The sequence below is a fragment of the Luteibacter sp. genome, from assembly GCF_009912395.1.
Taxonomy (GTDB): domain Bacteria; phylum Pseudomonadota; class Gammaproteobacteria; order Xanthomonadales; family Rhodanobacteraceae; genus Luteibacter.
The window spans coordinates 20,127-34,666 of record NZ_WNDO01000034.1 but is presented as its reverse complement, the minus strand read 5'-3'; the positions used below and the strand labels follow the sequence as shown (position 1 = coordinate 34,666).

The 14,540-nt window shown below is 65.8% G+C and carries 11 protein-coding genes; 3 read left to right on the top strand and 8 right to left on the bottom strand.

All coding sequences use genetic code 11. The features are described 5' to 3' along the window. Positions 1-87: 87 nt before the first annotated feature. On the top strand, positions 88-270 hold the full coding sequence (locus GAK28_RS22235; protein ID WP_291784530.1) for a DUF2061 domain-containing protein: 183 nt from the start codon (positions 88-90) through the stop codon (positions 268-270). Here GAK28_RS22235 and GAK28_RS22230 read toward each other — a convergent pair. Continuing rightward, entirely contained in the window at positions 253-2,367 is a 2,115-nt protein-coding gene (locus GAK28_RS22230; RefSeq protein ID WP_291784528.1) for a beta-agarase, read from the bottom strand. The two genes, GAK28_RS22235 and GAK28_RS22230, sit on opposite strands and share 18 nt — an antisense overlap. 154 nt (positions 2,368-2,521) lie before the next feature. Then, a complete protein-coding gene (locus GAK28_RS22225; RefSeq protein ID WP_291784526.1) occupies positions 2,522-3,850 on the bottom strand; it encodes an amino acid permease in 1,329 nt (442 codons plus the stop codon). A 177-nt stretch (positions 3,851-4,027) separates the two neighbouring features. Between GAK28_RS22225 and GAK28_RS22220 the strand changes: the two genes are divergently transcribed. Then, on the top strand, positions 4,028-4,483 hold the full coding sequence (locus GAK28_RS22220; protein WP_291784524.1) for a transposase: 456 nt from the start codon (positions 4,028-4,030) through the stop codon (positions 4,481-4,483). 165 nt (positions 4,484-4,648) lie between these two features. Here the strand turns inward: GAK28_RS22220 and lpdA are convergent, their stop codons facing one another. The 3 genes from lpdA to GAK28_RS22205 form a co-directional block, all read right to left on the bottom strand. Continuing rightward, complete coding sequence (gene lpdA, locus GAK28_RS22215) at positions 4,649-6,445, bottom strand: dihydrolipoyl dehydrogenase (RefSeq protein ID WP_291784522.1); 1,797 nt, start codon at positions 6,443-6,445, stop codon at positions 4,649-4,651. A 16-nt stretch (positions 6,446-6,461) separates the two neighbouring features. Then, positions 6,462-8,147: a dihydrolipoyllysine-residue acetyltransferase gene (aceF, locus tag GAK28_RS22210; RefSeq protein WP_291784520.1), complete on the bottom strand. Its 1,686-nt coding sequence runs from the start codon at positions 8,145-8,147 to the stop codon at positions 6,462-6,464. A 267-nt stretch (positions 8,148-8,414) separates the two neighbouring features. Then, on the bottom strand, positions 8,415-9,254 hold the full coding sequence (locus tag GAK28_RS22205) for a mechanosensitive ion channel domain-containing protein (RefSeq protein WP_291784518.1): 840 nt from the start codon (positions 9,252-9,254) through the stop codon (positions 8,415-8,417). 156 nt (positions 9,255-9,410) lie between these two features. Between GAK28_RS22205 and GAK28_RS22200 the strand changes: the two genes are divergently transcribed. Beyond that, positions 9,411-10,271, top strand: a complete 861-nt coding sequence (locus GAK28_RS22200) for a PA4780 family RIO1-like protein kinase (RefSeq protein WP_291784516.1) — start codon at positions 9,411-9,413, stop codon at positions 10,269-10,271. 65 nt (positions 10,272-10,336) lie between these two features. Here GAK28_RS22200 and GAK28_RS22195 read toward each other — a convergent pair whose 3' ends face one another. From GAK28_RS22195 to lipA, 3 genes are all read right to left on the bottom strand, one after another. Further along, positions 10,337-11,074, bottom strand: coding sequence for an rRNA pseudouridine synthase (locus tag GAK28_RS22195; protein ID WP_291784514.1), 738 nt, complete (start codon positions 11,072-11,074; stop codon positions 10,337-10,339). Between the two features lie 86 nt (positions 11,075-11,160). Next, on the bottom strand, positions 11,161-13,503 hold the full coding sequence (locus GAK28_RS22190; protein ID WP_291784512.1) for a carboxy terminal-processing peptidase: 2,343 nt from the start codon (positions 13,501-13,503) through the stop codon (positions 11,161-11,163). 28 nt (positions 13,504-13,531) lie between these two features. Next, positions 13,532-14,530 carry a lipoyl synthase gene (lipA, locus tag GAK28_RS22185; protein WP_291784510.1) on the bottom strand — a complete coding sequence of 333 codons (999 nt, stop codon included), beginning with the start codon at positions 14,528-14,530 and terminating at the stop codon, positions 13,532-13,534. Positions 14,531-14,540 lie beyond the last annotated feature (10 nt).

The window sequence follows — 14,540 nt, the reverse complement described above, 5'->3', positions numbered from 1 at the left end:
AGATCTATCGGTATCATCCAAACCATCAGTTGGACTCCGGGAATGCCATCCCCATAATGAGATTCATTCTTATTGGAGAGTCCGGCCATGGCCAGGAAGATCAAGTACGCGGCGACGCATTTCAGCATTGCCTTTTCCATGAGCTACGCGGTGAACCAGAACGTCGCCATCAGCGCACTGGTAGGCATCGCCGAGCCGTTCGCCTTCGCGCTGGGCCGTAACGTGATTCGGGAGACCCGCGTCGGCTTGCAACTATCGCCCGCCGCCTGATCCGCCGCCAACGCGCGCGTTGACGGTCGTCACGGCGCGGGTAAACCCTTCGAACGGGATGTCGGTGATGCCGACAAGCCCGATATGTGCGTTCTCGCCATCGAGGATGCGCCCGGTGACCGGCTGGTCCACGTACTGGAACCAGTGGGTGCCCACGACGACGCCCGAGGCGGCGGCCGCGTCTACGAAACGCGCATAGGCCTTGCCCCGCTCGTCCTCGCTCGCCACGGCCGCCACGCCATTGCCGAACGGACCGCGATCCGCCGACCCGAAGTGGAATTCGGTGATCAGGACCGGCTTGTCCCACCGCTTGAATTCGGCCACGTCGAAACCGTGTTCCGGCAGGTCGGTATAGGTGTTGATGCTGGTGACGTCGGCGAAGCGCGAGCTGGCTTCCTCCACCTCGGGCGTGCGCACCGCGAGACGGCCGCCGAGGAACAGGTGGTGCGGATCGGTCTTCTTCAACGTGTCGGCGACCGTCTGGAAGTAGCGCGTCGCATACAGTTTCAGGAAGGCGATGTAGTCGCTGGCGATGGCGGGATGCGCTTCGGAAGGATCGGGCGCATGGAAACCGGTCGCGGCGACACGATTCCAGTCTGGTGCTTCCACGCCCCAGGCCTTGGCGAAGGCACCCGCGTCCGGGTAGGTTTTCTTCAGGTATTCGAGGAAGGCCTGTTTCGCGGGACTGTCCGGCCCCTGCGCCAGCGCACCCACCGCGAGCGCCCAGCGGCCCTGCGGCCCCTGCCCTGCCCATGCCAGTTCGTTATCCGCGAAGTAGCCCAGCAACCAGGGATCGTCGCGCACACCGTTTGTCGCGTTGGCGATCGCCGCTTCCGTCGCGCGGACGAAACGCGGATCGAAGGGATCGGGCATGCGTCCCCAGTAGTCGTATCCCGTGCTCACCGTGTTGAAGTCGCCGTGGATCAGGATCGGCACGGTGTAGGCCATGCGCTTGTCGTTCGCGAATGCGGGATCGCTCCAGTTGCCCAGCGTATTGAAGCGCCAGGCACGCAGGCGATCGGCGCTGCGCTTGCGCCAGGCGGCTTCGACGTCGCCATCGAGCGTGCGGGCGACGTTGTTCGCGTAGATGTCCCACCAGCGGCCATGATTCATTCCGTTGTCGCGCTGCGAACCGTTGTCGCTGCGACTGTCGGAAGCCCCACCAAAGGCACCCTTCGCGCCAGCAGTGTCGGTGAACATGAACTCGCGGCCCTGCACGTAGGTGCGGCCGTCGGTGCGATTCACCGCGTTGACGCCGAGCGAGAAGAAGGCGTGGCCTTCCGGCGAGACCAGCCACCAGCGGCCGCCCTGCTTTTGCGTGTGGAACCAGCCGGTGACCTTCAACGCCGGCAGGTCGGTTCGGCCGCCGTAACGGTCGAGTCCGCGCACCTCGGCCGGTGCGGTGACGGCGTTCGCGCGCTGTTTCAGCGAAGCGTCGCTGTCGATCTTTTCCGGCCAGGTGGTCCGGGTGAACTGCCCGTAGCGATCGACGATGCCGGTGTAGGCGGCACGCAGATCCGCGTCCCCGGGAACGGCGTCCACCTTGCCGAAGAGCACGGTTTGCGCAGCACCCGGCTGCGGCATCGACAACGTAACCGTCGTGACCGCGCCGCCGTCGATCGCACCATCGACACTGGTGGCAACCAGGCGTTTTGTCTTGCCGTCGTCGAACGGCATCGGCGGACCGACCTGCATGCCGAACGCACGCGGCGATGTCGCCGCGAGCGGAATCGAGAGGACCTGCGGCGGCCCGGGGGGCAGCCCGACCGTGGTCTTCAGATGCTTGTCGCCCGAGGCGATATCGACCACCAGCGTCACCGGCCAGGGCATGCCGTTCTGCACGTCCAAACGTAACGTGCCGCTGGCAGGCCAATGCCACGAACCTTGTTTCGGCGCGAGCACCAGCGACGGCGATGGCGATGGCCGGAACGTGGCAGCCACGAGGCTACGCCCGTCGGCGGCCTTGCGGACCGTGGGGTCTAGCGTGGCGTCCTTCGCGCTCACCTGGAGCGTGGCGCCTGGATTCGCAAGATCCAGCGTTTCCGCGTGCGCGGAAGCACTGGCACCTAACAGCAGGAGGGAGATGAGTGGACGCATCGGCCGACTGTGCCACGGAACAGATGAACATCCGACGACACCGGCCCGTGCCGGCTGCCGCCGGATCGCGGACACGGTCCGCTCCCACCCCTTCGGATGGGAGCCGCTTCAGCGGCGATCCGACGGCAGCCGGCAACAGGCCGATGACAGCCGCTTACTTCGCGCGATTCAGGCGACGCCGCCACAGGTAATACGTCGGCACGCCGATCGCGATGATCAGCAGGCTCATGCCGGCGTTCTGCGGTTGTGCGATGGCTGTGGCGACGATGACGCAGAGCACCGTCGTGGTGAAGATCAACGGCAGCCAGGGATAGCCGGGCACAAGGTACGGCGACGGCTCGGACGTCAGCTTGCGGCGATACCAGAAGATCGTCGCGATGCCGAAGGCATGCGATAGCCACTCGCCGACCGTGGTGTAGTCGACCAAGGCTTCGAAGCTGCCGGACAGGATCAGCGCGATCGCCCAGCCACCCAGGGCGATGAGCGCGACCTGCGGCGCGCCGGTGCGGGGTTCGATGCGGGCGATGGGACGGAAGAACATGCCATCCGCGCTCATCACCTGCAGCACGCGGGCACCGCCGGCGATGGCGATGCTGCAATAGCCGAACGTGGAGCATGCGATACCGACGGCGATGACCGTCGCGCCAGATTCCCCAAACACACGGCGCATCAAATCGGCGGCCGGCGCGGTGCTTGCGGCAAGGCCCGCGTGACCCAGGCCGGCCATGTAGGCGACGTTCACCAGCACGTAGCAGACGACGACACTGGCCATGCCCAGGCCGAGGGCGCGGGGCAGCGTGCGCTGCGGATCGCGGACTTCGCCGGCGAGATCGTTGAGGTAGTGGAAGCCGCCATAGGCGAACATCGCGGGAAGCAACGCACCGACGACCATGCCGGCCGGCACATCGCGAGTGGTGTCCGGGGCGAAGGCGAGGCCGAGGTGGCCATGCGCGAGATATAGGCCGACGACGATCAGGAGCGCCACGGCGCCGAGTTTCAGCACGGTGAAGATGTTCTGCACCAGGGCACCGGCGCGGATGCCAAACAGGTTCACCGCCACGATGAAGCTAATGGCGCCGACGGCGACGGGCTTGACCCACTCGTGCGGAAGCCCGATAGCCCGGGTGGCGTAGTCGGCAAACGTGGTGGCCACCGCGGCGACACTGCCGGGGTAGTTGATCAACGCCATCGTCCAGCCGAACAGGAAGGCCGGAAGCTGCCCGAAGGCCTCGCGCAGGTAGACGTAGGTGCCACCGGCCTGCGGGCGCCGGGCACCCAGTTCGGCGTAGCAGAGGACGCCGGCCAGGGTCAGCAGTCCACCGATGGTCCAGAGCAGCAACACCTCCCAACCGGACCCGGTGCTCTTGGCGACCGCCGCCGGCGTACGGAAGATGCCCGCCCCGATGACTCCGCCGATAACGATCATCGCGGCATCCCAGATGCCCAGGCGACGGAGGTAATGAGCTGGCTGAGGGGCTGGCATCGGGCGACGATGCCACAAGCGGCCGACCTTTGCGATATGGCTACAACCTGTCTGTAGGAGCGCGCTTGCGCGCGATGGCAGGTCGCCGCCAGCTCCCATCGCGCGCAAGCGCGCTCCTACAACATCCGGAGATATTCACCGATATCGCGAACAATCCAGGATCGCCATCGTTCCCAGATGAGTTGGAAACGCGGACATGCTTCGCTACGCCACGGCCGGGTCTCGGAACCGGGCCGCGTCTATGTCATCACATGCGTCACCTGGAACCGGGCGCCGGTGTTTCGCGACTATCGTGCGGCACGGATAGCCTCGCGACTCATCCATGCCCCTACGACATGGAAAGGTGCCGAGTGCCTGGCGTGGGTCGTCATGCCGGACCATATCCATGTCATGGTGAAGTTGGGTGACCGGGAGCTGTCCCGTGTCGTGGCGAGCTTGCGGTCGCGCCTCACCCGAACATTCAAGACGCAAGGACGTACGTCTCCACTCTGGCAGCGCGCTTTCCACGATCGCGCTTTGCGAACAGACGAAAACCTACGTGCGGTCGCTCGCTATATCGTGGCCAATCCGCTACGTGCCGGCCTCGTAAACCACATCGGCGACTACCCCTACTGGAACGCCATCTGGCTGTAGGAGCGCGCTTGCGCGCGATGGGGCATATCGCGACGTGTGATCGCGCGCAAGCGCGCTCCTACAGAAAAGTGGTTCGCGCCGGAGACGCGATCTCGCACATGCCAGGCATAAAAAAACACCCGATAGGCGACGAGGTCGCTTACCGGGTGTTTCTTGAGCGGAACGTTACTTCTTTTTCGGAATATACAAATCGGTGATCGTGCCCTCGTACACCTCGGCCGCCATGCCGACGGATTCGCCGAGCGTGGGGTGGGGATGCACGGTGCGGCCGATGTCGCCGGCTTCGCAACCCATTTCGATCGCCAGGGCGAGTTCGGAGATGAGGTCGCCCGCATGCGGACCGACGATGCCGGCGCCGACGATGCGATGGGTTTCCTCGTCGAACAGCAGCTTGGTGAAGCCTTCGGTGCGGTCAATGCCGATGGCGCGACCGGAGGCCACCCACGGGAACTTGCCGACGCCGATCTTCAGGCCCTTTTCCTTCGCCTCGCGCTCGGTCACGCCGACCCAGGCGATTTCCGGATCGGTGTAGGCCACTGACGGGATCACGCGTGCGTCGAAGAAGCTCTTCATGCCCGCCGCGCATTCCGCCGCGACCTTGGCCTCATGCGTGGCCTTGTGCGCCAGCATCGGCTGGCCCACGAGATCGCCGATGGCGAAAATGTGCTTCACGTTGGTGCGCATCTGGCGATCGACCGGGATGAAACCGCGATCGGTAACTTCCACACCGGCCTTCTCGGCGCCGACCTTATTGCCGTTCGGCGAACGGCCGACCGACACCAGCACGCGATCGAATAGCGTGGTCTCGGGGATGCTTTCGCCTTCGAAGGTGACTTCGATGCCCTTTTTCGTCGCTTCGGCCTTCACCACCTTGGTCTTCAGGTGGATGCCCTTGTAGCGCTTGGCGATGCGCTGCTGCAGCGGCTTCACCAGGTCGATGTCGGCGCCCGGCATGAGCTGGTCGGCGAGTTCGACGACGGTGACATCCGCGCCCAGCGAGGCGTAGACGGTGGCCATTTCCAGGCCGATGATGCCGCCGCCGACGACGAGCAGCTTCTTCGGCACGTCACGCAGTTCGAGCGCGCCGGTGGAATCGATGACGCGCTCGTCGTCCCACGGGAACGACGGCAGCTTCACCGACTGCGAGCCGGCGGCGATGATGGCGTTCTCGAAGCGGATGAGCTTCACGCCCTCGGCCGTCTGCACTTCCATCTCGTTGGGCGAGATGAAGCTACCGACGCCGGTGACGGTACGCACCTTGCGCGCCTTGGCCATCTTGCCGAGGCCGCCGGTGAGCTGATCGACCACCTTTTCCTTGAACGATCGCAGCTTGTCGAGATCGATCTTCGGCTTGCCGAAGCTGATGCCGTGCGCGCCGATGGCTTCGGCTTCCTCGATCACGGCCGCCGCATGCAGCAGCGCCTTCGACGGGATGCAGCCCACGTTGAGGCAGACGCCGCCGAGTGTTTCGTAGCGCTCTACCAGCACGGTGTCGAGGCCGACGTCCGCACCGCGGAAGGCGGCGGTGTAGCCGCCCGGGCCCGAACCGAGCACGACGAGCTGGCATTCGATGTCGGCCTTGCGACCCGAGGCACCGGCCGCCTGCGGCGCGGCGGCGCGCGGGGCTTCCGGCTTCGGCGGCGGCGGGGCGGGCGACGGAGTCGCGGCTGCCGGTGCTTCCTTCATGGCGGCCTGGCCGACGGCCTTCTCCGACGACGAGTCGCCAGCCGCTTCGATGGTGGCGATGACCGTGCCTTCGTTCACCTCGGTGCCGACCTTAACCTTGATCTCGACGATCTTGCCGGCCTGCGAGGCGGGCACGTCCATCGTGGCCTTGTCGGATTCGAGGGTGATGAGGCTCTGGTCCTTCTCGACGGTGTCGCCGACCTTGACCAGGATCTCGATGACCGGCACGTCGTGCGAGCCGCCGAGGTCGGGAACCTTCAGTTCGATGTTTGCCATGTCCGTGTCCCTCGCGTCAGAGCAACAGGCGACGGATGTCGCCGAGCTGCTGGGCCAGGTACACGGCGAAGCGCGCAGCCAGCGCACCGTCGATGACGCGATGGTCGTACGACAGCGACAGCGGCAGCATCAGGCGCGGCGCGAACTCCTTGCCGTTCCAAACCGGCTTCATCTGCGCCTTGGAGACGCCGAGGATCGCCACTTCCGGCGCGTTGACGATCGGCGTGAACGCCGTGCCGCCGATGCCGCCGAGCGAGGAGATCGAGAAGCAGCCACCGGACATGTCAGCGGCGGTGAGCTTCTTGTCGCGCGCCTTCTTCGAGATCTCGCCCAGTTCGGCGGCGAGTTCGAGCAGGCCCTTCTTGTCGGCGTCACGGATCACCGGCACGACCAGGCCGTCCGGCGTGTCCACGGCGATGCCGACGTGGAAGTACTTCTTGAGCGTGAGCTTCTCGCCCGCTTCGTCGAGCGAGGCGTTGAAGGTCGGGAATTTCTTGAGGGCCGCGACCACCGCCTTGATCTGGAACACCAGCGGGGTGACCTTGAGGTCCTTGTTCTCTTCGCCGAGCTTCTTGCGGAAGGCTTCCAGCTCGGTGATGTCAGCGTCTTCGAACTGCGTGACGTGCGGGATCATCGCCCAGTTGCGGGCGAGGTTCGCGCCGGAGATCTTCTGGATGCGCGAGAGCGGCTTTTCTTCCACCTCGCCGAACTTCGAGAAGTCGACCTTCGGCCACGGCAGCAGGGTCAGGCCGTTGCCGCCGGCGACGGCGCCACCGGCAGACGGACGCGTACCGGAGGTCATCACGTTCTTGACGTAGGCGGTGATGTCTTCGCGCTGGATGCGACCGCCACGGCCGCTACCCTTCACCTCGGCGACGTCCACGCCCAACTCACGCGCGAAGGCGCGCACGGCGGGGCTGGCGTACGGGGCGTTGCCCGGCATGATGACGGACGCATCGAACGACACCGGCGGCGTGCGCGGCGCGCCACCGGCCGGCGCCTCGGCGGACTTCGACGGAGCCGGGGCGGCTTCACGGGCTGGCGCCGGGGCCGGAGCCTCGGACACGACCGGCTGGCTGGTCGGCGCCGGCGCGGCGGCTTCGCCACTGCCCTGGCCTTCGAGGATGGCGATCAGGTCGCCGTCGTTGACCTCGTCACCGACCTTGACCTTCAGCTCCTTGATGACGCCGGCGGCAGGCGCCGGGATGTCCATCGTGGCCTTGTCCGACTCGAGGGTCATGAGGCTCTGGTCCTTTTCGACCGTGTCGCCGACCTTGACCATGATCTCGATGATGGGCACCGGCTTGCCGCCGATGTCCGGGACGTTGACGTCGACCGGGCCGGAGGCCTTCGACGGTGCAGCAGCCTTGGCGGCGGCCGGAGCCGGTGCCGGAGCGGCCGGAGCGGGCGTGGCGGCCTTTTCCGCCGGCTTCGGGGCTTCGGCCTTGGCGGCCGGGGCATCGCCCTCGGCTTCGACCAGCGCGATCACGGCGCCTTCGTCGACCTCGTCACCGACCTTGACCTTCAGTTCCTTGATGACGCCAGCGAACGGCGCCGGAACTTCCATCGTGGCCTTGTCGGATTCGAGCGTCACCAGGCTCTGGTCCTTTTCGACGCGATCGCCGACCTTGACCATGATTTCGATGACGGGAACCGCTTTTCCACCGATATCGGGGACGCGGGCTTCTTTGACGTCGGCCATGGAACCTCCTCAGGAACTTGCGTCGACGGGCGGCAAACCCGGCGGCGGGGGAATGATGGGCGCCGTGCTGCGGCGCAACCCATCGATTGTAATCCCTCGCGAGGCGATTCCCACGATTCAAACGGTTGTTTGGGGCGTTTGAAGCCGCCCCAACCTCTCTGTAGGAACGCGCTAGCGCGCGATCCCCGGCCCAAATCGAAGAAGGAACAACGATCTGCGAAGCCCTCGCAGGCCTCATCGCGCGCAAGCGCGCTCCTACAGTGGGTGTCAGTTCGGTGCCTGGCCGGGCTGGATCAGGCGGATATCGGTCTGCGACGACGGGATGGTGAGGCCCTCCTCGGCGAAGCGTTCCTTGATGCGGCGCAGGAGGTTGGTCTGGGCGCCGTACATGTCCGCCACGGTGGCCCAGCCGCGGATGACCAGGTTCACGTTGGAATTGCCGAGGGTATCGGTCCACACGCCGGGCGCCGGGTCCTTGAGGATGCGCGGGTCGGCGGCGAACAGTTCCTGGATCACCTCCATGGCCTTGCCGATGTCGTCGCCGTAGCCGATGCCCACCTTGAACTCGAAGCGGCGGGTGCCGCGCACGTTGAAGTTGATGATGGCGTCGCCACCCACCTTCGCGTTAGGCACCACCGCCTCGCGGTTGTCGGCGGTGATGATGTAGGTGTGCATCAGGTTGATGTTCTGCACCGTGCCCTCGACGCCGCCGACCAGCACGTAATCGCCGATGCGGAAGGGGCGGAACATGATCAGCAGCACCCCCCAAGCGAGGTTGGACAGCGAGCTGTTCAGGGCCAGGCCGATGGCCAGGCCAGCCGCACCGAGGGCTGCGATGAACGAGGCCGTGGGGATGCCCGCCATGCCCATCACCTGGACGATGAGGAAGGCGATCAGCAGGCCGTAGATGCCATTGCGCAGGAAATTGGCCAGCGTGACGTCGACCCGGGCGCGCTCCAGGGCGCGTCGGCCAACGTTGGCGAGGCGTGCGGCGATCCAGAAACCTATGACCAGCGCGACGAGCGACAGGCCGATGCGTATGCCGTAGCCGAGGATCAGCACGCGAGTCGCGTGGTCAATGCCGAGACGGTCGAGAAAATCGATCATGGGCGGGCCCTTGCCTCCGTGGAATTCGCGGCAAAGGCTAGCAACGGCCATGTGAATACCCGGTTTTTGGACGGCGGCGTGGTGGCAATGGCGCGGAAATGCGAAAATTTATGGCTAGAGGTCGCCCTTTCGGCGCCCACACCACCCAAGAAATACGTGAAGACTCCCCAAGGCTTGCAGGCGCTGATCGATGACGGCGTCATCGACGAGGTACTGCGACCGCTCAAGAGCGGCAAGGAAGCGGCCGTGTACGTCGTTCGTACCGGCGACGACGTGCGCTGCGCGAAGGTTTACAAGGACATGGCGCAACGCAGCTTCCAGCAACGTGTGCAGTATCAGGAAGGCCGCAAGGTGCGCGGCAGCCGCGAGGCCCGCGCGATCGGCAAGGCCACCAAGTACGGCCGCAAGCAGCAGGAAGACGCCTGGAAGAACACCGAGGTCGACGCGCTCTACCAGCTGCGCGCCGCCGGGGTCCGCGTGCCGGAACCCTACGGCTATTTCAACGGCGTGCTGGTGATGGAACTGGTCACCGACCCCGACGGTTTCTCGGCCCCCCGCTTGGGCGAAGTCGAACTCACGCCGGAGCAGGCCCGCGATTTCCACCAGGTGCTGGTGCGCCAGGTGGTGCTGATGCTGTGCTGTGGCCTGATTCATGGCGATCTCTCGCCGTACAACGTGCTCGTCGGCCCGGACGGCCCGGTGGTGATCGATTTCCCGCAGGTGGTCAGCGCCGGCGGCAACAACGCCGCGCGCACGATGCTGCTGCGCGACGTGAACAACCTCACCGCCTATTTCGGACGCTGGGCGCCGGAGCTGCTGGATACCTGGTACGGCGAGGAGATGTGGGCCCTGTTCGAGGCGGGCGACCTGCTTCCGGATACCGAACTGACCGGCGAATTCACGCCGGACGAGAGCGAGGTGGATCTCGACAGCGTGCGCCAGTCCATCAACGACGCGCGCGAGGAATGGATCATCCGCCAGCAGGGGCGTGAAGCCGCCGAGGAAGATTGGGACTGATTTCGCATTGGTAATCTGGCCCGCTACGCGGGATCGCGCGCAAGCGCGCTCCTACAAGGGCTGGGTTAGAAGCGGTCGCCTACGGGGAGGTAGCGCCACGTCCCTGCCGGCATCGCGCCGTTCGGGCCCTTGCCCAGGGCGACGCGCCCGATGCGCAGGCGGCGGATGGACACGACCTCCAGTCCGACCTGTTTGCACATATCGCGCAACTGTCCCGCCCCGACACCCTTGATCGCGAAGCGCAGACGGGTCTCGTTCTGCCAACTGACCTTGCACGGCGGCAACGCGTAGCCGTTGAAGCGGAGGCCGTGACCGAGGCGCTCCAGGCCGCCGGCCGCGATCTGACCCGACACTTCCACGACGTACTCGTGCTCGATAAGAGCGGCGTCCTCGGTCAGGCGGCGCCAGACGCGGCCGTCCTGGGTGAGCACGACCAGGCCGCTGGCCTCGGCATCAAGAGGCACCAGCGCAGTTAACCGATGGAAATGGCGACGCAGCAGGCGCTCGCCGCTGGGATCGTCGACCCAACGGGTCTCCGGCGTCACCAACGAAAGAATGACCTTGCCGCCATCGTCGATATCGATACCCGCCGGCTTGTGCAGCAGGATCGTGGCGGGCTCCACGGCGTCCAGGCGAGCGTTTGGATCCAGTTCGACGCGCTCGGTCGTGACCCTGTGCTGCGGTGCCTCGACCACCTGGCCATCTACCGATACCCAGCCGTTCTGGATGAACTGCTCGGCATCGGCGCGGGAAAGCCCGAACAGCTCGCAGACGCGATGGGAAAGGCGGACGGGATCGGACATGGTGTGGGTCTGTTGTTGTAGGAGCGCGCTTGCGCGCGATGGGGGCATCGAGGCGCCCCATCGCGCGCAAGCGCGCTCCTACAGGGTTACGGCGACGTGGGTGCCGGCTTTTCGGCCTGGGCCGTCTGCGCGGCGTCGACCTTGCGGCCACCGTACGGAAGCACCTGCGAAGCGAGCTTCGCGTCGCCCTTGATGAGGGCCACTTCGTCGCTGACGATGTGGGCGGCCTCGTCGAGCGGGGTGTCCTTGGCCTTCTTGGCGTCGGCTTCCTGCTTGAGGTCGGACTTGATGCTGCGCTCGTTGGCGTTCAGGCCGTCGTCGCCGTTGTTCGCGTCGTCGGTGGTGTCTTCGCTGGCGTCGCCGAAGATCGCCTTGCGACGATTGCGGAAATCGGCCTGCGTGGCGTCGAACTGCTTGCGCTCGGCCTGACGGGTGGCGAAGTTCAGCGAGATGTCCGTCTTGTCGCGCATCTTTTTGTACTGCGCCAGCTCGTCGAGCATCAGCTTCCAAGCGGGCGAGGTCGCGACACGGGTCTCATGCTTCTGGTTGAGCGGACCGACGATGGGCTTGAGGTTCGCCACCGGCTTGTAGTCGGCCGGATCGATGTGGCGCCACGGCAGCGCGTTGTCGTAGGTCGACTCTCCGAATTCCTTCGCGTCGCCGTTTTCCGGGAAGCGGACGTCCGGTGTCACACCGTGCAGCTGCGTGCTGTCGCCGTTGATGCGGATGAATTCGGCGATGGTCATCTTGAGCTCGCCGTACTTGGCGTCCTCGCCCGTGGTGGCCTTGCCGAACTTGTCGAGATCGACGAGGTTCTGCACGGTGCCCTTGCCGAAGGTGGGCTCGCCGATGATGATGCCGCGGCCGTAGTCCTGGATGGCGGCGGCGAAGATCTCCGACGCCGAGGCCGAGCCACGGTTGACCATGACAGCCATCGGGCCGTCCCACGACATGCCCGGCTCGTCGTCGCCCTGGGCTTCGACCTGGCCGCGTGCGTCGCGCACCTGCACCACCGGGCCGGTGTCGATGAACAGGCCCGTGAGTTCGGTGGCCTCATTGAGCGAGCCGCCGCCGTTGTTGCGCAGGTCCATGATGATGCCTTCGACCTTCTGCGCCTTCAGCGCGGTCAGCAGCTTCTTCACGTCGCGCGTGGCGCTCTTGAAGTTGGCGTCGCCCTGACGACGGGCGCCGAAGTCCTGGTAGAAGGTGGGCAGTTCGATCACGCCGATCTTGCGGGTGACGTCGCCATCCTTCACGTCGATGACCTTGGACTTGGCGGCCTGCTCTTCCATCGTGACCTTCTTGCGCACCAGGGTCACGATCTCGTGTTTGCCGTCCACACCAGCGTCGGCCGGCAGGATCTCCAGGCGAACCGTGGTGTCCTTCTTGCCGCGGATCAGCTTGATGACGTCGTCCTGGCGCCAGCCAACCACGTCGACCATCGTGCCGGTCTCGCCCTGGCCGATCGCAACGATGCGATCGCCGGGCTTCATCTTGCCGGATTTGATCGCCGGGCCACCGGGGACCAGCTCGCGGATGGTGGTGTAGTCGTCACGCGCCTGCAGCACGGCGCCGATGCCCTCGAGCGAGAGACGCATGGCGATGTCGAAGGCGTCGGCCGCGCGAGGACCGAGGTAATCAGTGTGCGGGTCGGTGGAGTTCGCGTAGGCCGTCATGAAGGCCTGGGTCGCGTCCTCGTCGTCGAGCTGGCGCACGCGAGTGATGTAGTTCGCGTAGCGCTTGTCGAGCGTCTTGCGGATGTCGTCGTCGGTCTTGCCGGCCAGCTTCAGACGCAGCCAGTCGTTCATCGTGCGCTTGCGCCAGATGTCGTCCAGCTCGGCCTGGTCCTTCGGCACCGCGGCTTTCTTGCGGTCGAAGTTGAAGCTCTCGTTGCCCGTGAGGTCGAAGCCCTTCTTCAGCAGGCCGCGCGCGTAGTTCATGCGGTCGACGGCGCGGGTGATGTACAGGTTGAACACCGAGAACGGACCGGAGAGGTCCTGGTTCCAGATGGCGTCGTCGAACTGCGTCTTCAGCGGTTCGAACTTGGCCATGTCTTCCTGGGTGAAGAAGACCTTCTCACTGTCGAGCGAGTCGAAGTAGGCCTTGTAGATCTTCGCCGACATCGCATCGTCGAGCGGCTGGGCCTGGTAGTGGAAGCGGGTCAGGAAGCGCGCGGACAGCTGCGAGGCCTGCGCCTCGGCGGCCGTGGGCTTGAGCGGAAGGGTGGACTCCTTGCGCTGCGGCTCGGGCGAGGTGGCCGCCTCCGAGGCGTCCTTCGGCTGCGGCGCGGGGCTCTTCGCCGCGGGCGGCGTCGGACTCTTCACCGCCGGTGTCGCGCCCGGCTGCGGCTGCTGGGAAGCATTCTGGGCTTGCGCGCCGGCGGTAGCGAGGACCAGCAGGAGGGCGAGCGACACGGGGCGAAGGGTCATGTAATGGAAGCCTCGGAGTGCTATTCGGTTATTCGACGACGCCAGCGGCGTGGGCCATCAGGTCGGCATGGTAGGAGGATCGCACCAACGGGCCGGAAGCGACATGGGAGAAACCCATCTCCTCGCCGGCGACGCGCAGCGCCTCGAACTCGTCCGGCGTCCAGTAGCGGACCACCGGGTGATGGTGCGCCGTCGGCTGCAGGTACTGGCCGATCGTGATCATGTCGACGTCATGGGCGCGTAGATCGCGCATGGTCTCGATGACCTGATCGTAGGTTTCGCCAAGGCCCAGCATGATGCCGGACTTGGTCGGGACGTCGGGGTGCTGCGCCTTGAAGCGCTTGAGCAGGTCGAGCGACCACTGGTAATCGGCACCGGGGCGCACTTCGCGGTAAAGGTGCGGCACGGTCTCGAGGTTGTGGTTGAAGACGTCCGGCGGGAAGTCCTTCATCACTTCCAACGCACGCTCCATGCGGCCCTTGCCGCGGAAATCCGGGGTGAGGATCTCGATGCGGATGTTCGGGCTGGCATGGCGTACCGCGCGGATGCACGAGGCGAAGTGCTCGGCGCCGCCGTCACGCAGATCGTCGCGGTCCACCGAGGTGATCACGACGTACTTCAGGCGCATGTCGCGGATGGTCTCGGCCAGGCGTGCCGGCTCCAGCGGATCCGGCGCCAGCGGGCGGCCGTGGGCCACGTCGCAGAACGAGCAACGGCGGGTGCAGACCTCGCCGAGGATCATGAAGGTGGCGGTGCCCTTGGAGAAGCACTCGTGGATGTTCGGGCACGAGGCTTCCTCGCACACGGTGACCAGCGAGTTTTCGCGCAGGCGCGACTTCAGCTGCTGCACGGCGTTGCCCTGCGGCAGACGCACGCGGATCCAGCTGGGTTTGCGCAGCGCAGGCTGATCGGCATCGAAGCCCGCGCGGTTCAGCGCGATCTTGTCATTGCCCAGCATCTTCTCGCCGGGCTTGTCGACGACGGCGATGGGGATGCTGCGGGAGGGGGAAGTGGCTGTCTGGCTCATGGTAACTAGG

Excerpts from the sequence above, each read along its gene's own strand:
- GAK28_RS22235 (WP_291784530.1), top strand. The coding sequence starts at position 88 with ATGGCCAGGAAGATCAAGTACGCGGCGACGCATTTCAGCATTGCCTTT.
- GAK28_RS22230 (WP_291784528.1), bottom strand. The coding sequence starts at position 2,367 with ATGCGTCCACTCATCTCCCTCCTGCTGTTAGGTGCCAGTGCTTCCGCG.
- GAK28_RS22225 (WP_291784526.1), bottom strand. The coding sequence starts at position 3,850 with ATGCCAGCCCCTCAGCCAGCTCATTACCTCCGTCGCCTGGGCATCTGG.
- GAK28_RS22220 (WP_291784524.1), top strand. The coding sequence starts at position 4,028 with ATGAGTTGGAAACGCGGACATGCTTCGCTACGCCACGGCCGGGTCTCG.
- lpdA (WP_291784522.1), bottom strand. The coding sequence starts at position 6,445 with ATGGCAAACATCGAACTGAAGGTTCCCGACCTCGGCGGCTCGCACGAC.
- aceF (WP_291784520.1), bottom strand. The coding sequence starts at position 8,147 with ATGGCCGACGTCAAAGAAGCCCGCGTCCCCGATATCGGTGGAAAAGCG.
- GAK28_RS22205 (WP_291784518.1), bottom strand. The coding sequence starts at position 9,254 with ATGATCGATTTTCTCGACCGTCTCGGCATTGACCACGCGACTCGCGTG.
- GAK28_RS22195 (WP_291784514.1), bottom strand. The coding sequence starts at position 11,074 with ATGTCCGATCCCGTCCGCCTTTCCCATCGCGTCTGCGAGCTGTTCGGG.
- GAK28_RS22190 (WP_291784512.1), bottom strand. The coding sequence starts at position 13,503 with ATGACCCTTCGCCCCGTGTCGCTCGCCCTCCTGCTGGTCCTCGCTACC.
- lipA (WP_291784510.1), bottom strand. The coding sequence starts at position 14,530 with ATGAGCCAGACAGCCACTTCCCCCTCCCGCAGCATCCCCATCGCCGTC.